Raw genomic sequence first — 16316 nt, forward strand, 5'->3', positions numbered from 1 at the left:
CCGACAGATCAATGCCATGGCATTGATCGAGAGGGTGATACGGACGACGCCTTCAGGCGCCGTCCGTATCAGATGGCCGCACCCAGGCCGGTCACGCCGTAGAGCCAGGCGACGCGGTCGTAATGCTGCTCGCGGCTCGAATTGCCGAGAACGGCGTTGCGCAGCGCCGCCTGGCCGCCCGCCGGGTGGTAGACATATTCGCCCATGAGGCGGGAATTGAGCTGGACCCGGCCGGTGCGGGCGAAGCGGTCGCGGTTGTAGGCGGCGAAGGCGGCGTCCAGGTCGCCCTCCGCCTCCGCCATGTGGTGCGACAGGTTGACCGCGTCCTCCAGCGCCATGCAGGCGCCCTGCGCCAGATATTGCAGCATCGGGTGGGCGGCGTCGCCCAGCAGAACGGCACGGCCGTCCACCCAGCCGGGCGTCGGATCGCGGTCGCACAGCACCCACAGCTTCCAGTTCTCGCCGCGCTCGATGATCCGCTTGGGCCGGTCGGCGATGTGGCCGAAGCCCTCGTACACCACCTCCCTGGTCACCGGCACGCCGGCCACCGCCTCGGCGGCGTCGTTGTGGCAGGTGACGACGAGGTTGAAGACCTTGCCGCCCTTCAGCGGGTAATGGACGATGTGGCATTTCGGGCCGGCCCACAGCGTCGCCGCGTTCCAGCGCAGATCCTCCGGCATCTGCTCGGTCGGGATGACCGAGCGGAAGGTGGTGTGTCCCGACACGCGCGGCTGGGCGTCGCCGACCACCTGGGCCCGCACTTTGGAGCGCAGCCCGTCGGCGCCGATCAGCGCCGAGCCGGTCAGCCGCCCGCCGTCGCCCAGCGTCACGGTGATCGACGCGCCGTCCTGTTCGTAGCGCTCCACCGACGAACTGGTGCGCAGCTCGATCAGGTCGCTGGTCCGGCAGGCGTCGAGCAGCACCATGTGCAGGTCGGCGCGGTGGACGACGGCGTAGGGATTCTTGAAGCGCCGGCGGAACGGCTCGTCGAGCGGGATGGCGGCGATGCGCTCGTCGCGGACGGCGTCCATCAGCACAAGATGGTCGATGTAGACGGCCTTGGCCCGCGCGGCGTCGCCGACGCCGAGATAGTCGAAGGCGTGGAAGGCGTTGGGGCCGATCTGGATGCCGGCGCCGATCTCCCCCAACGCGGGGGCCTGTTCGAGCACGATCGAGCGGAAGCCCTTGCGGGCCAGCCCCAGCGCGGCGGCCAAACCGCCGATGCCGCCTCCGGCGATCAGGATGGGACGGTCGGGCATGTGTGTGTTCCTCTGCGTGATCTCTGGTCTTTCACAGCGTGGCGAGCAGCCCGCCGTCCACGGGGATGACCTGTCCGTTGATGAAGCCGCTGGCCGGGCCGGCGAGGAAGACCGCCACCCCGGCGATGTCGTCGGGCGTTCCCCAGCGCCGCGCCGGCACGTCGCTCTCGATGTAGCTCTGGAAGGCCGCGTTCTCCTGCATCGCCACGGTGAAGCCGGTGGCGACGAAGCCGGGGGCGATGGCGTTGCAGGCGATGCCGAGCGGCCCGTATTCCACCGCCAGCGCCCGCGTCATGGCGGCCAGCCCGCCCTTGGCGGTGGCGTAGGGGCTGATGGTGCCGCGCGCGCCGAAGGCCGCGACCGACGCCATCAGCACGATGCGCCCGCCGCGCCGCTCCACCATCGACGGCAGCACCGCCTGGCAGAGGTTGAAGGCGCCGTCGACATGGGTCCGCCACAGCGACGCCCACTCCTCCGGCCGGTAGTCCAGGAACGGCTTGCGGATCTGGTTGCCGGCGTTGCTGAACAAGCTGTCGACGCGGCCCCAGCGGTCGAGCACCGCGGCGACGCCGGCCCGCACCGCCGCCGGGTCGGTGACGCTGAAGGGCACGGCCATCGCCTCCAGCCCGTCGTCGCGCAGGCTCGCGGCGGCCTGCTCCGCGCGGTCCGCGTCGAGGTCGTTGACGGCGACGCGGGCACCGGCCTGCGCGGCGGCGCGGGCGGCGGCGAAGCCGATGCCGCCGGCCCCGCCGGTGACGAGGAAGACGGAGCCGCCGAGCCCGAAGCGGTTTTCCAGAAAGGCCTGAGCGGACATGCGCCGGCTCCTGTCGGTGGAGAGGGGAGGGAAGGGAGGATCAGAGCTTCTGCAGCTTGCAGGCGCCCGACGGGGCGGGGGTCGCCTGCTCGGCCGGGAAGGACATCGTCACGACCGGGCGCAGCTTGCCGCCCGTCTCGGCGACATGGCCGAAATAGTTGGGCAGGATCAGCTGGTTGTCCTCGGGCCGGAAGGCGACCCGGCCGAGGATGGTGTCGAAGCTGCCGCCGCTCATCGCGCGGGCGATGTCGATCGGCTTGACGCTCTTGGCCTTTTCGACCGCCTGGAAGATGACCTGCATGCCGAGATAGGTCTCGCCCTCGAAGTTGGAGGGCTGGTCGCCGTTGTAGTGCTTGGCCCAGGCGGCGACGAAGCTCTTGTTCTCCGGCGTGTCGAGGGTCGCGCTGTAGTTGATGATGCCGTGGATGCCCTTGGCGGTTTCGCCCATCGCCTGCACGGTGTTGTCGGTGACGAAGCTGACCCCGGCGGTGAAGACGCTGTCGAGCAGGCCGAACTGGCGGGCCTGGGTGGCGAAGCTGACGGCGTCGCGCCCGGCCAGCGCCACCCACAGCCCTTCGGCGCCCGACGCCTTGATCTGCTGGATGTAGGCGGCGTAATCGGTGGCGCCGAGCGGCGGGTAGAGTTCGGCGACGACCGATTTGCCGTTGGCGGTGGCGGCCTCCTTGAAGCCGGTACCGGAGCCGCGGCCCCAGGCGCCGTCCATGCCGATGATCGCCCATTTCTGTTCCTTGCGGCCGGCAAGCCAGGGATTGACCACCGCCGCGTCCTGCGCGTCCTGGTGGTTGACCCGGAAGGCGCGGCGGACGCAGGAATCGCCGGTGATCTTGTCGCTCTTGGTCACGGTGGCGACATAGAGCGCGTCCCAGCGGTCGAGCATCGGCGCGATGGCCAGCGCCTCGCCGGACGCGATGACCCCGGTCAGCACCTTGTAGCCTTCCAGCGCCAGCCGTTCGGACTGCTTGCGGGCGAGGTCGGGCTTGGCCTCGGTGTCGAGGATCTTGGCCTCGACCTTGTGGCCGGCGACGCCGCCCTTGGCGTTGACCTCGGCGATAGCGAACTCGACGGCACGCTTGGCCTGGTTGCCGAGGTCGGCGTAGGTGCCGGACATGGCGGTCGGCACGCCGATCTTCAGCATGTCCTGGGCGTGTGCGGTGCCGGAAAGGGTCAGCGCCAGCGCGCTGGCGGCGCCGAGGGCGCGAAGCTTGAGGCTGTTCGTCCGGGTCATCGTTTCCTCCATGATTTTGTTTTCTTCCGTCTCCCGCTCCGGGAGAGGGCATTCACACCGCGATGTGCTTCTTCAGGCTTTCCTTGGTCAGGCCGGCCATGGCGCCCTGTTCCGCCACCTCGCCCTTGGACAGCACGTAGTAGCGTTCGGCCACCCGGCGGACGAGGCTGTAGTTCTGCTCGATGATCAGCAGGCCCGTGCCGCCGTCGGCGACGTGGCGCAGGTTGTCGGCCAGCTCGTCGACGATCACCGGGGCCAGCCCCTCGCTCGGTTCGTCGAGCACCAGCAGATGCGGGTTGGCCATCAGGGCGCGGCCGATCGCCAGCATCTGCTGCTGCCCGCCCGACAGCGCCGTCCCCGGCGTATCGGCCCGCTCCTTGAGGATCGGGAACATCGCGAAGACCCGCTCGACGGTCCAGGCGCCCTTGCGGCGGACGGCGGCGCCCAGGATCAGGTTCTCGCGCACCGTCAGGTTGGGGATGATGCAGCGCCCCTGCGGCACGACCGAGATGCCGGCGCGAGCGGCCGTGAAGTGGCGGATGTCTCCCACCGCCTTGCCGGCCAGCCGGATTTCCCCCTGCATGCGCCGGGCGATGCCGAGGAAGGCGTTGACGATGGTCGTCTTGCCGACCCCGTTGCGGCCCAGCACGGCGACCCGCTCGCCGGCGTCGATGCGCAAATCCAGGTCGTGCAGGATGCGGGCGCCGCCATAGCCGGCGACGACGTTGCTGAAGGCCAGAAGCTCGCTCATGCCGCGCTCCCGAGATAGGCGGTGACGACCTCGGGCGAGCGCCGGATCTCGTCCGGCGTGCCTTCGGCCAGGACGCGGCCCAGTTGCAGGACGGTGATGCGGTCGCAGATGGAGAAGACCACCTCCATGTCGTGCTCGACGATCAGGACGGTCACCTTCCAGCGCTGCGCCAGATCGCGCAGCAGGGTGGCGAGCCCCAGCGATTCCCGCATCGACAGCCCGGCCGCCGGCTCGTCGAGCAGCAGCACGCGCGGGCGTCCGATCAGCGCCAGCGCCAGATCGAGCCGGCGCTGCTCGCCATAGGCGATGTCGCGCGCCCGCGCGTCGCCCAGACCGGTCAGCCCCAGCTCGTCCATCACCTCGTGGACGTTGGGCTTCTCGGCCTGCCGGGCGGCGATGTCGAGCTGCTCGCGCACCGACAGCTCGGGGAAGATGTTGGTCTTCTGGAAGGAGCGGGCCATGCCGTGGCGGCGGCGCTCCTGCACGCCCATCGCGCCGATGTCGCGGCCGTCCATCCTCACCTGCCCGGACCAGACGGCGGCCCGGCCCGACAGCACGTCGATCAGCGTCGACTTGCCGGCCCCGTTCGGCCCGATCAGGCCGCGGATTTCGCCGTGGGGAACCGCGATGTCCACCGTGTTCACCGCGAGGAATCCGCCATAGGGACGGGTCAGGGCCGTTCCCTCGATGGCGTAGGCGCCTTTCATCGATCCATTCATCGGCCCGCTCATGCCCGGCCTCCCGTCCTGCGCAGAAGGCGCCCGGCCAGTTCCGCCAGGGTGCCGGCGATGCCGGCCGGCATCAGCACGGTGACGACGATCACGGTGACGCCGATCATCGCCGGCCAATGCTCGGTCAGGTTTCCCGCCAGGTCCTTGAGGAAGAAGAAGATCACCGCGCCCAGCGCCGGCCCCCACAGCAGCCGCGAGCCGCCGATGACCGCCATGATCAGCGCCGAGCCGGACAGGCTCCAGTGCAGCACCTCGGGCGAGACGAAGCCGTTGTAGAGCGCGAAGAGAAGCCCGGCCAGCGCCGCCACGAAGGCGGAGATGGCGTAGGTCGCGGCGCGCGGCAGCACCGTGCGGTAGCCGATGAAGCGGGCGCGCTCCTCGTTCTCGCGGATCGCCTCGGTCAGCCGGCCGAAGGGGCTGCGCACGGTGACGTAGAGGCCGAAGATGACCAGCGCCAGCAGGCTCCAGCACAGGACGAACATCGTCTCGGGTTGCTGCACGGCGGCGATCGGCAGGCCGAACAGGGTGTCGGGCAGCGGGATGGCGAAGCCGTCGTCGCCGTTGGTCAGCCCCTGCGCCTTCATCGAGAATTCGTGGAAGGCCTGCCCCACCGCCAGAGTCAGCATGGAGAAGGCGACGCCGGGAACCCGCACGATCACCAGCCCGAGCAGGAAGGCCGTCAGCGTCGGCACGGCGAGCGCCAGAACCAGCGCCAGCTCCGCCGGAAGCACCTCGTGGCGCAGCAGCAGGCCGAAGCAGTAGGCCGACACCCCGTACCAGGCGGCGTGGCCGAAGCTGACGACGCCGTTCTGGCGGATCAGGAAACCGACGCCGACCGCCAGCATCCCGCCGATCACCGCCTGGGTCAGCAGCGTCAGCACCAGCACCGAGGCGACCACGCCCGGAAGGCCGAAGCCGGCGGCCAGCGCCACGGCGAGCAACAGCCAGGACACATGCGACAGGCGGGGGGCGACGACGCGGGCGCCGGTGAGGTTCATGGTTGCGCGGCTCATACGTGGCTCCCTGCGAATCCGGTCGGCCGCCACACCAGGACCGCGACCATCAGGAGGAAGGGCACCATCGTCGCCGCCCAGGGGACGTAGATGATGCCGAGATTGTGGATCTGGCCGATGGCGAGCGCCGCGATCAGCGCGCCGGAGAAACTGCCGAGCCCGCCGACCACCACGACGATGAAGGATTCGATCAGGATCGACCCGCCCATCGACGGCGACAGCGCCAGCAGCGGGGCGGCGATGGTGCCCGACAGCCCGGCCAGCCCGGTGCCGACGGCGACGACCAGCGCGCTGACCCGGTCGGTGTTAACCCCTTGCACCGCCGTCGTCACCGGATCGATGCTGGAGGCGCGGACGAACAGGCCGACGCGGCTGAAGCGCAGCCACAGCGCGAGCCCGACGCCGACCGCCGCCGCGACGGCGATCACCATCAGCCGGTAGGCCGGGAAGGGCTGGCCCAGGATGTCGACGCTGCCCGCCAGCATCTCCGGCAGCGGCAGGGTGTGGGTGTCCTTGCCCCAGACGGTGTGGGCGAGATCCTCCAGGATCAGCAGCAGCCCGAAGGTGACCAGCACCGTGGCGATCGGGTCCTGGCGGCGCAGCGGCCGGAACACCGACACGTCGAGCAGGACGCCGGCCACCGCCAGCACCACGGCGGCGCCCAGGACGCCCGCCCAGAAACCGGCCACGGTGGCGATGCTGAAGCCGACATAGGCGCCGATCATGAACAGGCTGCCATGGGCGAAGTTCACCACCCGCCGCAGCCCGAAGATCAGCACCAGACCGACCGACACGATGAAGAGCAGGCCCCCGTAGACGAGGCCGTTGAGAACTTGGATCAGCAATGCGTTCGCCATCTTGGGAAACCCCTCCGATGCCGGTCAGCGCAGATAGGCGCCGCCGTTGATGTCGAGCACGACCCCGCTGAGGAAGGAGGCGGCGGGCGAACAGAGGAAGGCGATCGGCCAGGCGATCTCGTCCGCCGAGGCCACGCGCGGCACCAGCTGCGCCGCCACCGCCGGGGAGGGCTGGCCAGCGATCATCGCCGTCGCCGTGGCGCTGGGGGCGACCGCGTTGACGCCGACGTCGGGCGCCGCGCGGCGGGCCAGCCAACGGGTGAAGGCGTGGACACCGCCCTTGGAGACGACGTAATGCGCGCCCGTGGTCGACATGGTGCCGCCGGTCCAGCCGGCGACCGATCCGACCAGCACGATCCGCGCGCCGCCGCGCGTCCGCATGCCGGGCAGGAAGGCGCGGGCGAACTGCATCGGGGCCAGCAGGTTGACGTGGATGATCTCGTGGAAGGACTCCTCCCACTCCAGCGAGTCCCAATCGTCGAAGGCGATGGCCCCGGCGTTCAGCACCAGCCCGTCGACGCCGCCGACGGCGTCGGCCAGCGCGTCGATGGCGGCACGGTCGCGGACGTCGCAGACATGGGCGGTGGCCCCGTCACCGACCGGCGCCAGCTCCTCCGCCAGGGCCGAGCAGTCGCGGATGTCGGTCAGCACCAGTTCGGCGCCCAGCCGTGCGCAGGCCCTGGCCGTGGCCGAGCCGATGCCGCCGGCCGCCCCGGTGATGAGCACGCGCTTGCCCTTCAACGCGAAGGGCGTCGAACCGCATGGAAACGTCATGGCGTCCCTTTCCCTCTGTTTTCTCGCGGAGCTTCGCGCAAGGGGGCAGGGCAGGAGGCATCCGGCAGCCGGCCTGCCGCCGCGCCTGTGGGCCTTGCCCGCCGGGGGATTCGTCGTCCCCGGCCGTGCCTTGGCTGTCCGCTTGTTTTCTGAAAGACCGCTTCTTCTGGAAGATCGCTTTTGAAAGACCGTCCGCTGGACGACCGCCGATCCCTTCGGCGATGCTCCGGCCGACGCGTCTCGCGGGCCAATTCATAAGTATGCTGTCAGAAAGCTAACTGTCAGTATGTATACTGTCAATCAGTTTTTCAGAAGATCGGAACCGCGGATTGTCAATGCGACGGATCGACGCCGGGAGGGTTAGGATCGCGCCATTCCCCACACACCCCCACACACAAGGCAGGAGGCCTCCATGCACCGCGCGTTCAGCCATGACGCCGCGTCGATCGGCATCGTCGGGGCGGGCACCATCGGAAGCGGTTGGGCCGCGCTTTTCCTCGCCACCGGACGGCGCGTGACGGTGGTCGATTCCGACCCGCAGGCGATGGCTCGCCTGCGGCCCGCCATCGAGGCGGCGGCCGGTGATCTGGTGGCGCTCGGCGTCGGCGATCCGCGCGCCCATTGGGACCGGCTGACCGCGGCCGGCGGCGACTGGAGTTCGCTGGCCGGCGTCGATCTGGTCCAGGAGAACGGGCCGGAATCCCTGGCCGCCAAGCGCGCGATCCACGCCGCCGTCGAGGCGGTGGTGCGGCCCGAGGCCCTGATCGCGTCGAGCACCTCCGGCCTGATGCCGAGCGATCTGCAGGACGGGGCCCGCCATCCCGACCGGATCCTGATCGGCCACCCCTTCAACCCGCCGCACCTGCTGCCGCTGGTCGAGCTGGTGCCGGGCCGGCAGACGGCGCCCGAGGCGGTGGCGGCGGCCGAGGCGGTCTATCGCGCCGTCGGCAAGGTGCCGGTGGTGCTGCGCCGGGAAATCGCCGGCCATCTGGCAACCCGCCTCGTGGCGGCGTTGTGGCGCGAGGCGGTCTATCTGGTGGAGCAGGGCGTCTGCGATCTCGACGACATCGACCGCGCCATCGCCGCCGGGCCGGGACCGCGCTGGGCGGTGCTGGGGCAGGGGCTGTCCTACCATCTGGGGGGCGGGGCCGGCGGGTTGGCCCGCTTCCTGGAGGTGTTCGACGCGCCGATCCGCTCCTGGTGGGACGATCTCGGCACCCCGGTCTTCGACGCCGACAGCAAGCGGGCGCTGGTCGCCGGGGCCGAGGCGCTGGAGGCGTCGGTGGGCGGGCGCGACGCGCTGATCCGCCAGCGCAACGAGGCGCTGCTGGCCGTGTTGCGCGCGCCGGGTCCGCTCTCGGCCCGGCGTCCGGACGGAGAGCGGGCACCGGACTGATCCCCTGTGCTCCGGGACGGGAATGGGCGGCGTCAGCGCGCCGCCGCCCGCTCCTCCCGACCGGCCATGGCCTTGCCGGGGGCATCGCTCTTGCCCGCCGCGTGCATGGCCACCCGGTAGGCGAAGACCAGGGCCGGGCCGAGCGTCGTCCCCGGGCCGGGATAGGTGCCGGCCATGATCGAGGCCATGTCGTTGCCGCAGGCGTAGAGCCCCCGGATCGGGTCGCCGGACTCGCCGAGCACTTGGCCGTCGGCGTCCGTCGCCAGTCCGGCGCTGCAGGCGATCTCCGCCGGCCAGACCGCGACGGCGACGAAGGGAGCCGCCTCGATCGGCTTGAGGCACGGGTTCGGCTTGTTCTCGGGATCGCCGTTGAAGCGGTTCAGCTCGCTGTCGCCCTTGCCGAAATCGAGGTCGCTGCCGGTCCGCGCGAAGCCGTTGTGCCGGCGCACGCTGTCCGCCAGCCCGGCCGGATCGACGCCGATCTTGCGCGCGAGTTCCTCCAGCGTCGGGGCGGTGGTCAGATAGCCGCTCTTCTCGTGCGGCGCCAGGTTCCGGGTGCCGGGATGCACCACGCCGAGACCGTACTTGGCGACGAAGGCGGAGTCGCAGACCAGCCAGGCCGGCATGGTCGGCACCAGCTTGTGCGAGTCGAACATCGCCTCGACGAAGTCGTGGTAGGACGCGCCCTCGTTCACGAAACGCCGGCCGGCGGCGTTCACCGCGATCAGGCCGGGCTTGGCGCGGTCGAGCGCCAGATGGGGGAACAGGCCCCTCCAGTTCCCCGTCCGGCGCGTCACCGACACCGGCGTCCAGAAGGCGCCGCCGCGATGCTGCTCGCCGTCGATCTTCGCGCCGGCCGCCTGGGCCAGGGCCAGCCCGTCGCCGGTGTCGGTCTCGCAGGCCAGCGAATGGACCGGAACCGGCTGCGGCATGAAGGCCTCGCGGAATTCGCGGTTGTGGGCGAAGCCGCCGGTCGCCAGCACCACCCCCTTGCGCGTCCGCACCCGCAGCGTCCGGCCGCCGCTGTCCACCACGGCGCCGATCACGCGACCGTCTTGGCGGCCATCCTGGCGGCCGTCCTCCCGCACAAGCTCGCGGATGGCGGTGTCGAGCCGGATGGGCACCTTGTGCTTGCGCAGGCTGTAGAACAGGCGGGCCACCAGCGCGTTGCCCATGGTGATGCGCGTGCCGCGCGGGTATGTCAGCCGGTCGGACAGGTAGCGCAGGAACAGCTTGGCCGAATAAGTGAAGTTGGCCGCCGATTTGAAGCGGCCGATCAGGCGGGGGATGTCGTCCTTGCCGACCATCATGCCGCCGAAGATCATGAACTCGCCGATGGGCGGCCGGACCAGCCGGAAATCCTCGCCGAGCAGGCGGCCGTCGAACGGCTTCGGCACGATCGCCCGTCCGGTCACCGCCGCCCCCGCCATGTTCTGCTGATAGTCCGGGTGGCGCCCGCAGGGCAGGAACTGGACGTCGGTGCGGCTGTCGTAATAGTCGATCGCCGCCGGCCCGGTCTCCAGATAGACGCTGCGCAGGTCGCGGCCCTTGGTGCCGCCGACCAGCCGGTCCATGTAGATCTCCGCCCGCTCCGGGCTGTCGTCGTAGCCGGCCCGCCGGCTCTGCGTGTTGCCGGGTATCCAGAGAGTCCCGGCGGAGGTGGAGGCGGTGCCGCCGATCTGTCCGGACTTCTCGCAGACCATCACCTCCAGCCCTTCCAGGGCGCCGACCAGGGCGGCGGCCATGCCGCCCGGCCCGGCGCCGGCCACCAGAAGATCGACCTCGGCGTCCCACGCTGTAACGTGTGCCATTCCTTGTGCTCTCCGTTTCCTCCCGCGCGGTCGAAGGTTCTTATCGTCGTTTGACCTTTCGACCGGCTGCGGCCTTGCCGCGTTTCGTGTTTCCATCGGTGACGGCGGGCGGTGCACCGGTGTCCTCGGCCGTCTCGCGGTCGACGACCAGCCGCAGCGACGATGGCAGGGTGTCGTTGTGCAGGTTGACCAGCTGCGTCAGGAGCTGGATGAACGTCTTGCGGTCGGCCGGACGCAGGGGTTCCAGGATGCGTTCCTGCACCCGCTCGACCGCCGCGGTGACGGTGACCAGCATGTCCCGCCCGGCCGGCGACAGGTACAGCAGCTTGATCCGCTTGTCCTCCTCGCTCGGGCGGCGATAGATGAGGTCCTTGGCCTCCAGCCGCTCGATGACGCCGCCCAGCGTCGAGCGGTCGAAGGCGATCAGCCCCGACAGCCGGGTGGCGTCCACCCCCGGATTCTCGTCGATGGCGACCAGGGCCGCATATTGCACCGAGGTCAGATCGTGGACCGTGCACTCTTCGGTGAAGAGGGCCGTCGAAATCTGCTGTGCCCGCCGGAGAAGATGTCCGGGCTTGGCGTAAAGTTCATCCATGGCCATGCGCGCACCTGTCGATCCTGTTCATGTTGCGGTGATACTCCCATACGGAAGCCGCTGGCAGCACAACCCGCATGACCTGTATCCGTATTCTTTCGCAATCCCGGCCGCAATTCCCGGCGGTCGGCGGGCGCCCCGTCCCTTGGGTGCGGAACCGTCCGTCCCTCCCACGATATTGACAGGATGCAATCAGTATGTAAGCTGATATTACGTATGCTGTCAATATCGCGATGCCCGCATCCGGCGTCCCGGCTGGACCAAAGGTGCCGGTGCGGCGCCGTTCCGGAGCATCGCTGTTCCGCCCGCCATCGGGCTCCCAACCGAGGAACCTCGCATGTCCCCCCTTCGCATCGCCGTCGCCGGTGCCGGCGTCATCGGCAAGACGCACATCGACGCCATGTCCGACCCCCGGCAGGACGCGCATCCATGCCGGCTGGCCGCCATCGTCGATCCGGGCGAGGGTGCGCGCGCGCTCGCCGAGCGGCACGGCGTGCCGCACCATGCCGACATCGGGGCGCTGCTGGAGTCCGGTGAATTGCCGGACGGCGTCATCGTCGCCACCCCGAACGCCACCCACACGCCGATCGGCATCGCCTGCATCGAGCGCGGCATCCCGGTGCTGGTGGAAAAGCCGATCGCCGACACGGTGGAGGCGGCCCGGCGGCTGACGGATGCCGCCGAGCGTGCCGGCGTGCCGCTGCTGGTCGGCCATCACCGTCGCCACAACCCGATCCTGCGGATGGCGCGCGAGGTGATCGGGCGCGGCGATCTCGGCGCGCTGGTGACGGCGACGATCCTCTACACCTTCCTCAAGCCCGACGGCTATTTCGACGCCGTTTGGCGGCGGGAGGAGGGCGGCGGCCCGATCCTGATCAACCTGATCCACGAGATCGACACCCTGCGCTTCCTGTGCGGCGACATCGAGAGCCTGCAGGCCTCAAGCTCCAACCGGACCCGCGGCTTCGCGGTGGAGGACACCGCCGCGGTGCTGCTGCGGCTGCGCAACGGGGCGCTGGCGACCGTCAGCCTGTCGGACGCCGCCGCGACCCCCTGGAGCTGGGACATGACCACCGGCGAAAGCCCGCAATTCGCCCGCCAGCACGTCCCCACCCACTTCTTCTCGGGCACCCACGGCTCGTTGACGGTGCCGACCCTCGAACTCTGGCGCTACGAGGGCGGGCGCGGCTGGCTCGATCCCTTCACCCGGACGGCGTTGCCGCTCAAGCCCGGCAACCCCTACGCCCTGCAACTGGCCCATTTCGCCCGGGTGATCCGCGGCGAAGAGGCACCGCTGGCCGGCGGCTCCGACGCCACCGAGACCCTGCGCGCGACCCTGGCGGTCAAGGAGGCCGCGGCCACCGGCCAGCCGGTCCGGCTGCTGGATGCCTGACCGGGCCGCCTGACCCGGCGGAGCTGCGCGCCGCCGCGCAGCTCCGCCCCTCTTCCTCGGGTCAGGCCAAGGCGGTGTCCGGCTGCCCGGTCGTGACCGGCAATTCGCGGATGGGCGAGAAGGAGGTCGGATACAGGATCCGGTTCTCCATGGTCATGATCATCGGCCGGATCTTGGCCAGACAGCCCTGCCATTGCGCGTTTCCGGCTAGCCGCGCCCGCCTCGCCCGCCGGTCCTCCAGGTCGGCGTAAGCCCAGAGATGGACGAGCTGGTTCTGGGTGCCGAACTCGGTCACGAAATAGCCGAGGAAACCGCCCAGGATCGGCTTCTGCGCCGGCAGCCCCTCCGTCTCGTAGATGCGCAGATACTCGGCGAGGCTGACGCTGGTGTGCAGGACATACGTGCGTTCTTCGACGACCACTGGAAACTCCCTGTCGATGCTGTGCCGATGTTTGGGGTGGCCGGCCGGTCCCGGCGTCATTGCTTGGCGACGAGGCTGCAGGCCGGGTCGGGCGCCTTCCAGGCCTCGTCCGTCGGAATGGTCGAGACCAGCGTGTAATAGTCCCAGCGCTCCTTCGACTCCTGCGGGGCCTTGACCTGGAACAGGTACATCGGGTGCAGCTTGCGCCCGTCGATGCGGACCGAGCCCTGGCCGTAGGCGTCGTCGTCGGTCGGCAGCTCCTTCATCCGGGCGACGACGGCGCGGCCGTCGGCGTCGCTGCCCAGTGACTTGACCGCTTTCAGGTAATGCGTCACCTGCGAATAGACCGAGGCTTGGTAGGCGGTCGGCATCTTGCCGTGGCGTTCGAAGAAGCGCTTGGAGAAGGCGCGCGTCCTGTCGTTCAGATCCCAGTAGAACGGAACGCTGAGCAGGGTCCCCTGCGCCGCATCCAGCCCGAGCGCATCGATGTCGGTCAGGTACACGGTCAGGCCGGCGAATCTCTGGCCGCCGTCGAGGATGCCGAACTCCCGGCCCTGCTTCACCGTGCTGGTGAAGTCGGCGGTGGCGTTGGCCAACCCGATCACCTTCGCGCCGGATGCCTGCGCCTGCAGCAGGTAGGAGGCGAAGTCGGCCGAATTCAGCGGCGCCCGCACCGAACCGACCACCGTGCCGCCGGCCTGCTTCACGATCTCTCCGGCCTGCTTCTCCATGTCGTGGCCGAAGGCGTAGTCGGAGGTGATGAAGAACCAGGAGGTTCCGCCCTGCTTGACGACCGCCCGCGCCGTGGCGTTGGCCAGCGCGTAATTGTCGAACGCCCAGTGCACATGGTTGGGCGAGCAGGAATCGCCGGTCAGCCGGTTGGTGTTGGAGCCGGACACGATGGCGACCTTGTTCTTGTCGCGGGCGATCTCGACCACCGCCAGCGCGACCGAGGAATTGGCGATCTCCGCGACCATGTCGACGCCCTGGACGTCGTACCATTGCCGCGCGATGGCGGCGCCGATGTCGGGCTTGTTCTGGTTGTCGGCGGCGATCACCTCGATCGGCGTGTCGCCGATGCGGCCGCCGAAATCCTCGACCGCCATGCGGGCGGCCGTCACCGATCCCTGGCCCATGATGTCGGCGTAGAGGCCGGACTGGTCGTTGAGGACGCCGATGCGGACGACGTTGCCGGTGTAGGCGGCCGATGCGGTTCCGCTGGCCGGCGGACCCAGGGTCAGGCCCAGGGCCAGGCCCAGCGCGAGAGCGCGCGTGTTCATGATGTCCCTCCCACGGTACTGCTTGTTTTTGGATGGCGGCGTGCGCTCACCGCTCAGCAACCGTCGCATATTGACAGTATGCGTATAATCAGTGTACATCACGATTGCGTGCTGTCAATAATCAGCTATACGGCGTTTCCCGCCGCCCCATCGGCCCAGCCGGTCCGGCTTCCAGACCGCAGCCGCAGGCCCGACGTCTCCGCACCACCCCCGCAAACTTGGGATCAGGGACCATGTCGCCAGAACAGAACTATCCGGCGGTTCGCTTCGTCGTCCGACACGGCTTTTGGCTGGCCGTCGTCGCCGGGCTGGCCCCGCTCTTCGTGGCGGCGGTGGCGCTGCTGTCCGGCTGGGGCGGCGGCGCCGCGCTGGTCCTGGCGCTGAGCGCTCCGCTGCTGTTCCTGGTGATGAAGGCGTTCGCGGAGCTGGTCGCCATCATCTCCGACATGCTGCTGCCGAAGTAGGCGCCGGGCGGCAGGCTCACACGCAACCGACGGGCAAAACGCCCGCGACGCACATTCCGGGAGGGAAGAGACCGCATGAAAACCGATCTGGTCGTCATCGGCGCCGGCATTGCCGGGCTGGTCACCGCGAACCGCGCCGCCGAACTCGGACTGGGCGTCGTCGTCCTGGAGAAGGGCAGCGACGACCGCTACCTTTGCAACTCCCGCTACACGGGCGGCGCCTTCCACATCGGCATGCGCAGTCTGAACCGCCCGGTGGAGGAGGTGAAGGACACCATCCGCAGCGAAACGGACGGCTTCGTCGACGAAGCCCTGGTGACGATGCTGGCGACCGAGGCGCCGCGCGCCGTCGATTGGCTGCGCCGCCAGGGAATCCGCTTCATGAAGGCGGGCCCGCGCGACTGGCAGGACACCGTGCTGGCCCCGCCGGCGTTGCCGCAGCCGGGATTGAACTGGGAAGGGCGGGGCGGTGACACCCTGCTGCGCACGCTGGGCGGCGCGCTGGAGAAGCGCGGCGGCCGCATCCACCGCGGGGTGCGCGCCCGCGACCTGATGATGGAGGGGGGCCGCTGCGTCGGGCTGCGGGCCGAACGGAACGGCGAGACGCTGACGGTCGAGGCGCGGGCCGTGGTCATCGCCGACGGCGGATTCCAGGGCGACCCGGACCTCGTGCGCGCCCATGTCTCGCCGGTTCCCGAGGCGGTCCGCCAGCGCGGCGCCGGCACCGGCGGCGGCGACGGGTTGCGGATGGCCGCCGCCGCCGGGGCCGCGCTGCGCGGCACGCCCTATGTCTACGGCCACATCCTGTGTCAGGACGCGCTGACCAACGACAAGCTGTGGCCCTATCCATGGCTCGACGAACTCGTCATGGCCGGGCTGGTGGTGGACCGGAGCGGCGCCCGGTTCGTCGACGAAGGCCGCGGCGGCGTCTATGTCACCAACCGGATCGCCAAGCTCGACGACCCGCTGGGGGCGACGGTGATCTTCGACCGCCCGATCTGGGACGGGCCGGGGACCGAATCGATCATTCCGGCCAACCCGCACCTGCCCCGCGCCGGCGGAACCATCATCGAGGCCGACACGCTGGAGGGGCTGGCGGAGAAGCTCGGGATTCCCGCCGACCGGCTGGTGGCGACGGTCGCCGCCCACAACGCCGCGGTGGATGGCGGCGACACCGCCGGCCTGACGCCGCCGCGCAGCACCGGCCGCGCGCGTCCCTTCCCGATCCGCAAGGCGCCGTTCCAGGCGATCCGCCTGGTTGCCGGCATGACCTACACCATGGGCGGCATCGCCATCGACGAGCACGGCCGGGTCAGGCGCGAGGACGGCACGCCGATCGGCGGCCTGTTCGCCGCCGGGGCGACGACCGGCGGGCTGGAGGGCGGCGACGCCATCGGCTATGTCGGCGGCCTGACCAAATCATCGGTCACCGGGCTGCGCGCGGCCGAGGCCGCCGCCGCCGAGCTAGGGCACAATGGGCTTGACGGGAGCGGGGTGGGGCGGTGAGGCCG

The 16316-nt window shown here is 70.0% G+C and carries 16 protein-coding genes; 4 read left to right on the forward strand and 12 right to left on the reverse strand.

The genetic code is table 11. The features are described from left to right. Positions 1–68: 68 nt before the first annotated feature. The 8 genes from DXK32_RS23485 to DXK32_RS23520 are packed head-to-tail and all read right to left on the reverse strand — an operon-like array spanning position 69 to position 7445. On the reverse strand, positions 69–1259 hold the full coding sequence (locus tag DXK32_RS23485; RefSeq protein WP_114860716.1) for a 3-hydroxybenzoate 6-monooxygenase: 1191 nt from the start codon (positions 1257–1259) through the stop codon (positions 69–71). Positions 1260–1290: 31 nt separating this feature from the next. Beyond that, positions 1291–2073 carry an SDR family NAD(P)-dependent oxidoreductase gene (locus tag DXK32_RS23490; RefSeq protein ID WP_114860717.1) on the reverse strand — a complete coding sequence of 261 codons (783 nt, stop codon included), beginning with the start codon at positions 2071–2073 and terminating at the stop codon, positions 1291–1293. Between the two features lie 40 nt (positions 2074–2113). Then, positions 2114–3319: an ABC transporter substrate-binding protein gene (locus tag DXK32_RS23495; protein ID WP_162801323.1), complete on the reverse strand. Its 1206-nt coding sequence runs from the start codon at positions 3317–3319 to the stop codon at positions 2114–2116. Between the two features lie 52 nt (positions 3320–3371). Next, the gene (locus DXK32_RS23500; protein WP_114860719.1) at positions 3372–4070 is read right to left on the reverse strand and encodes an ABC transporter ATP-binding protein; all 699 of its coding nucleotides are present in this window, start codon (positions 4068–4070) and stop codon (positions 3372–3374) included. Continuing rightward, entirely contained in the window at positions 4067–4801 is a 735-nt protein-coding gene (locus DXK32_RS23505) for an ABC transporter ATP-binding protein (protein WP_247877308.1), read from the reverse strand. The genes DXK32_RS23500 and DXK32_RS23505 overlap by 4 nt, the downstream gene beginning before the upstream one ends. Beyond that, entirely contained in the window at positions 4798–5814 is a 1017-nt protein-coding gene (locus DXK32_RS23510; protein WP_114860721.1) for a branched-chain amino acid ABC transporter permease, read from the reverse strand. Before DXK32_RS23510 ends, DXK32_RS23505 begins: the two co-directional genes overlap by 4 nt. Then, the gene (locus DXK32_RS23515) at positions 5811–6671 is read right to left on the reverse strand and encodes a branched-chain amino acid ABC transporter permease (RefSeq protein ID WP_114860722.1); all 861 of its coding nucleotides are present in this window, start codon (positions 6669–6671) and stop codon (positions 5811–5813) included. The genes DXK32_RS23510 and DXK32_RS23515 overlap by 4 nt, the downstream gene beginning before the upstream one ends. Positions 6672–6695: 24 nt before the next feature. Beyond that, positions 6696–7445 (reverse strand): SDR family NAD(P)-dependent oxidoreductase, encoded by a 750-nt coding sequence (locus DXK32_RS23520; protein ID WP_114860723.1) that lies wholly within the window; start codon positions 7443–7445, stop codon positions 6696–6698. 412 nt (positions 7446–7857) lie between these two features. Here DXK32_RS23520 and DXK32_RS23525 point away from each other — a divergent pair, with 412 nt between their 5' ends. Beyond that, a complete protein-coding gene (locus DXK32_RS23525) occupies positions 7858–8841 on the forward strand; it encodes a 3-hydroxyacyl-CoA dehydrogenase family protein (protein WP_114860724.1) in 984 nt (327 codons plus the stop codon). Positions 8842–8873: 32 nt separating this feature from the next. Here the strand turns inward: DXK32_RS23525 and DXK32_RS23530 are convergent, their stop codons facing one another. Next, the gene (locus tag DXK32_RS23530; protein ID WP_114860725.1) at positions 8874–10652 is read right to left on the reverse strand and encodes an FAD-binding protein; all 1779 of its coding nucleotides are present in this window, start codon (positions 10650–10652) and stop codon (positions 8874–8876) included. Between the two features lie 40 nt (positions 10653–10692). After that, complete coding sequence (locus DXK32_RS23535) at positions 10693–11247, reverse strand: MarR family winged helix-turn-helix transcriptional regulator (protein WP_103039421.1); 555 nt, start codon at positions 11245–11247, stop codon at positions 10693–10695. 337 nt (positions 11248–11584) lie between these two features. Here DXK32_RS23535 and DXK32_RS23540 point away from each other — a divergent pair, with 337 nt between their 5' ends. After that, positions 11585–12640, forward strand: a complete 1056-nt coding sequence (locus tag DXK32_RS23540; RefSeq protein ID WP_114860726.1) for a Gfo/Idh/MocA family protein — start codon at positions 11585–11587, stop codon at positions 12638–12640. 61 nt (positions 12641–12701) lie between these two features. On the opposite strand, the gene DXK32_RS23545 is transcribed toward DXK32_RS23540, so the two are convergent. Next, on the reverse strand, positions 12702–13061 hold the full coding sequence (locus DXK32_RS23545) for an NIPSNAP family protein (protein ID WP_051141116.1): 360 nt from the start codon (positions 13059–13061) through the stop codon (positions 12702–12704). 56 nt (positions 13062–13117) lie between these two features. Then, positions 13118–14341, reverse strand: coding sequence for an ABC transporter substrate-binding protein (locus DXK32_RS23550; protein ID WP_114860727.1), 1224 nt, complete (start codon positions 14339–14341; stop codon positions 13118–13120). A 233-nt stretch (positions 14342–14574) separates the two neighbouring features. Here DXK32_RS23550 and DXK32_RS23555 point away from each other — a divergent pair, with 233 nt between their 5' ends. Further along, complete coding sequence (locus DXK32_RS23555; RefSeq protein ID WP_114860728.1) at positions 14575–14805, forward strand: hypothetical protein; 231 nt, start codon at positions 14575–14577, stop codon at positions 14803–14805. A gap of 75 nt (positions 14806–14880) precedes the next feature. Further along, positions 14881–16311 carry an FAD-dependent oxidoreductase gene (locus DXK32_RS23560; RefSeq protein ID WP_114860729.1) on the forward strand — a complete coding sequence of 477 codons (1431 nt, stop codon included), beginning with the start codon at positions 14881–14883 and terminating at the stop codon, positions 16309–16311. Positions 16312–16316: the final 5 nt, after the last annotated feature.

The sequence above is a fragment of the Azospirillum brasilense genome (assembly GCF_003349955.1).
GTDB lineage: Bacteria > Pseudomonadota > Alphaproteobacteria > Azospirillales > Azospirillaceae > Azospirillum > Azospirillum brasilense_B.

Bases quoted from the DNA above. Each gene is read 5' to 3' on its own strand.
- DXK32_RS23485 (WP_114860716.1), bottom strand. From the start codon at position 1,259: ATGCCCGACCGTCCCATCCTGATCGCCGGAGGCGGCATCGGCGGTTTG.
- DXK32_RS23490 (WP_114860717.1), bottom strand. From the start codon at position 2,073: ATGTCCGCTCAGGCCTTTCTGGAAAACCGCTTCGGGCTCGGCGGCTCC.
- DXK32_RS23495 (WP_162801323.1), bottom strand. From the start codon at position 3,319: ATGACCCGGACGAACAGCCTCAAGCTTCGCGCCCTCGGCGCCGCCAGC.
- DXK32_RS23500 (WP_114860719.1), bottom strand. From the start codon at position 4,070: ATGAGCGAGCTTCTGGCCTTCAGCAACGTCGTCGCCGGCTATGGCGGC.
- DXK32_RS23505 (WP_247877308.1), bottom strand. From the start codon at position 4,801: ATGAGCGGGCCGATGAATGGATCGATGAAAGGCGCCTACGCCATCGAG.
- DXK32_RS23510 (WP_114860721.1), bottom strand. From the start codon at position 5,814: ATGAGCCGCGCAACCATGAACCTCACCGGCGCCCGCGTCGTCGCCCCC.
- DXK32_RS23515 (WP_114860722.1), bottom strand. From the start codon at position 6,671: ATGGCGAACGCATTGCTGATCCAAGTTCTCAACGGCCTCGTCTACGGG.
- DXK32_RS23520 (WP_114860723.1), bottom strand. From the start codon at position 7,445: ATGACGTTTCCATGCGGTTCGACGCCCTTCGCGTTGAAGGGCAAGCGC.
- DXK32_RS23525 (WP_114860724.1), top strand. From the start codon at position 7,858: ATGCACCGCGCGTTCAGCCATGACGCCGCGTCGATCGGCATCGTCGGG.
- DXK32_RS23530 (WP_114860725.1), bottom strand. From the start codon at position 10,652: ATGGCACACGTTACAGCGTGGGACGCCGAGGTCGATCTTCTGGTGGCC.
- DXK32_RS23535 (WP_103039421.1), bottom strand. From the start codon at position 11,247: ATGGATGAACTTTACGCCAAGCCCGGACATCTTCTCCGGCGGGCACAG.
- DXK32_RS23540 (WP_114860726.1), top strand. From the start codon at position 11,585: ATGTCCCCCCTTCGCATCGCCGTCGCCGGTGCCGGCGTCATCGGCAAG.
- DXK32_RS23550 (WP_114860727.1), bottom strand. From the start codon at position 14,341: ATGAACACGCGCGCTCTCGCGCTGGGCCTGGCCCTGGGCCTGACCCTG.
- DXK32_RS23555 (WP_114860728.1), top strand. From the start codon at position 14,575: ATGTCGCCAGAACAGAACTATCCGGCGGTTCGCTTCGTCGTCCGACAC.
- DXK32_RS23560 (WP_114860729.1), top strand. From the start codon at position 14,881: ATGAAAACCGATCTGGTCGTCATCGGCGCCGGCATTGCCGGGCTGGTC.